The sequence below is a fragment of the Clostridium sp. YIM B02555 genome, from assembly GCF_022320955.1.
GTDB classification, from domain to species: domain Bacteria; phylum Bacillota; class Clostridia; order Clostridiales; family Clostridiaceae; genus Clostridium; species Clostridium saccharoperbutylacetonicum.
The window spans coordinates 131286-134220 of sequence record NZ_JAKJJY010000018.1; the positions used below are offsets into that span (position 1 = coordinate 131286).

4 protein-coding genes and 1 tRNA gene (1 of these 5 running past the window's edge) are annotated in these 2935 nt (G+C 25.7%); all 5 read right to left on the reverse strand.

Translation table 11 applies throughout. From position 1 onward, the window contains the following. Positions 1-20: transfer RNA gene (locus L3B98_RS21140), tRNA-Ser, on the reverse strand (it extends 171 nt beyond the left edge of the window). A 63-nt stretch (positions 21-83) separates the two neighbouring features. After that, complete coding sequence (locus tag L3B98_RS21145) at positions 84-311, reverse strand: DUF1667 domain-containing protein (protein WP_015390192.1); 228 nt, start codon at positions 309-311, stop codon at positions 84-86. 12 nt (positions 312-323) lie between these two features. Then, positions 324-1718, reverse strand: coding sequence for an FAD-dependent oxidoreductase (locus tag L3B98_RS21150; protein WP_238918132.1), 1395 nt, complete (start codon positions 1716-1718; stop codon positions 324-326). A gap of 2 nt (positions 1719-1720) precedes the next feature. After that, the gene (locus L3B98_RS21155) at positions 1721-2242 is read right to left on the reverse strand and encodes a transcription repressor NadR (protein ID WP_015390190.1); all 522 of its coding nucleotides are present in this window, start codon (positions 2240-2242) and stop codon (positions 1721-1723) included. A gap of 14 nt (positions 2243-2256) precedes the next feature. Then, entirely contained in the window at positions 2257-2766 is a 510-nt protein-coding gene (locus tag L3B98_RS21160) for an HD domain-containing protein (RefSeq protein ID WP_015390189.1), read from the reverse strand. Positions 2767-2935: the final 169 nt, after the last annotated feature.

The following is a 2935-nucleotide window of genomic DNA, read 5'->3' on the forward strand; positions in this document are numbered from 1 at the left end:
ACCAACTCGACCATCTTTCCACGTCTCACGACAGATATCATTATATCAATCAATTAGACATGTGTCAACAACTTTTTAATAATTTATTCTATTTTTTTTGTACATACTATATCTACTCCAGTATTCATTACATTTTTACAAACAATATCTCCTATATTTATAGGTGTACTTACATAAATCCTACCAAGCACTTTAGAAAATTCTATCCAAAAATGTTTTTCTATAGGTTTATTACTTTTTACTGAAACTACTTTGTAGTTTTGGCTACCTCTAATTCTAACCAGACTTGTAAATACATCTTTAGATGTCATACTTACTTCCTCCTAAATTTCATTAAATTCTTTAATTCTTCCTACCAAAATTTTAGAATCCATAGAATCATCTACAATATTTAAGATACTTTTATTCATCTCCCTTGCTAATATCTTCATAATCTTCATATTGCAATATGACCCATTACACCCACCAAGACCTATACCAGTACGTCTTTTAACACCTTCTATAGTTCTAGCACCTAAAGGTCTTCTTATAGAATCAACAATTTCTCCTTCAGTAATATTATTACACCTACAAATAATATTTGCATATCGCTTATCTAAAGCTATTATTTTATTTTTCTGCTCTTTAGACATATTACTAAATACGTATTCCTCTCTTTTTTTATCTATATAATCTCTTTTTTTAGTTATATTCATATTTGTTTTTATTCTTTCTTCTATTTCTTGAGCAATAGCAGGCGCAATAGTAACTTTGGCATAGTTATTTCCAGAAATTCTTATATATCCATCTTCTAAATTACTATCATCTATAAACATATTACTTTGATTATATACTTCAGTAAATATACTATTTATTGACTCTCTGTTTATATTTTTTAATGAATTTTGAGATAATATCAAATCATTTTCAAAACTTAATATTTTATCACTCTTTATTCCAATTAGATTTCCACCTATCACACAAGGAACATTTATAATAAATGTATCTTCATCTATATAATTTATAATAACAGTATTTATATTTTCTTCTAACTTTTCATCTAATAATATACATCTTACTTTCTTATTTTTCGAATTGCATTCCATTTCATTATGTTCATCATTAAAAACTTCATTAGGAATTGTATTTACCACAAATTTGCAAGTAAATTTATTCTTATTTGTTGTAACCTTAAATCCTTTAGAAATAGATTTTATATCTATAACCTCTTCTTCTAATCTAAAATTAACCCCATTATCTACTGCAACCTCAGCATAAGAAACAGCTAAATTATATGGTGATATTATTGAAATATTTTCTGAATATAAAGCTTTACTAGCATTTACTTTCAAATTAGGCTCTATCTTACCAATTTCTTCATTATTAACTATATGTACTCCATCAATTTCTCTCATTTTTATTTTTTCATACATATCGTCAATTATATCAGCTTTTGTTTCATTTAAATTAACTTTTAATAGTCCAACTTTTTTATATGAAAGATTAAACTTTTCACAATGACTTTTAATCAAATTCATTCCTCTAAACTCTAATGAACTCATTAAATCATTTTCTGCTTCTGACCCATCAAAAATAATTGCTGTATTTGCAAAAGAAATATCATTGGCTACATCATAATCTTTTTCAATTAAAGCTATATTCAAATTATACTTTGAAAGTTCATATGCTACAGCACATCCAATTATTCCCCCACCTAAAATTAACACATCATAATCCATAACTAATCCTCCAAATCTGAAACTATAAACTTATTTAGCTTTAATTCTGATATAATTAAATTAATATCTTCCTGATTCTCAGCAGCTATTGTATGAATATGAACTCCATTAGTCAATGCTGATAACAACTTAGCTTCTTGTGCTTTATATCTTTCTATAAATTTATTTAAATCGTTATAATTCTTAATCATCAGCATTCCCTTTATCTCACCATATAATGGATGTTCTACTATTACATCTTCAATCATTCCACCATATTTAATTACTATACTTAATTCATTAAACATATCTTCTTCTGAATGCATTACTGCAATAATCGCCTTAACCTTATTTTGATTTGCATTAATTATATATCCATCTGGAGTTGCTATTATATTATTACCTTTTGCCCTAAGAATAGCTATATCCTTTACTATAACTTGCCTAGTAACACAGTATTTTTTAGCTATAAAACTTCCTTTTAAGGGCTCTTCGCTCTCTAACAATAATTTAACTATGTACTCTCTTCTCTCAATAGAATTCATATTTACCTCCTATTCTAATTACAATTATCACAAATATATACTATTTCTATATACTTATTTTCCTTTAACATATCCACATTATGATGATATCTAACACAATCTATTATATCTTGATTCTCTTGACCAATGACTTTTAATAATTCTACTCCAATTTTAGGATGATTATAATAATTAATTATTCTCGTATTTTTATTATACTTTAAAAATTTACCAAAGGTAATCTTATTTATAATTATAATAATACTTTTATATATTATATTTAATTTAACTTTAGATTTTCCTATATCATGTAATAATGCACATTTACACATTATATATTCATCAATATCATGTATATTATTAGATCTAATATATTCTATTGCAGCTTTACATACTCTTATAGAATGCTGTCGTTCTGCTTTAGTAATTTTCATAAATAAACTCAATTCAAGATTACTAAGATACATATTTAACATTTTAAAATCATCTTTAATAAATAATGATTCTATTGCCCAATAAAATTGTTTAATCCTATATGCTATCATAATATAATTTCTCCTATTGAATATTTTAACCAATATTAAAAAGCCATAAATATTTATATAACAAAAAAAGTTATGAATTACTTCATAACTTTATTTTGGTGGAGATAAAGAGATTCGAACTCTTGACCCCCTGCGTGCAAGGCAGGTGCTCTCCCAGCTGAGCTATACC

What these genes read in the sequence shown, in the direction of transcription:
- L3B98_RS21145 (WP_015390192.1), bottom strand. Translation starts at nt 311, where the DNA reads ATGACATCTAAAGATGTATTTACAAGTCTGGTTAGAATTAGAGGTAGC.
- L3B98_RS21150 (WP_238918132.1), bottom strand. Translation starts at nt 1,718, where the DNA reads ATGGATTATGATGTGTTAATTTTAGGTGGGGGAATAATTGGATGTGCT.
- L3B98_RS21155 (WP_015390190.1), bottom strand. Translation starts at nt 2,242, where the DNA reads ATGAATTCTATTGAGAGAAGAGAGTACATAGTTAAATTATTGTTAGAG.
- L3B98_RS21160 (WP_015390189.1), bottom strand. Translation starts at nt 2,766, where the DNA reads ATGATAGCATATAGGATTAAACAATTTTATTGGGCAATAGAATCATTA.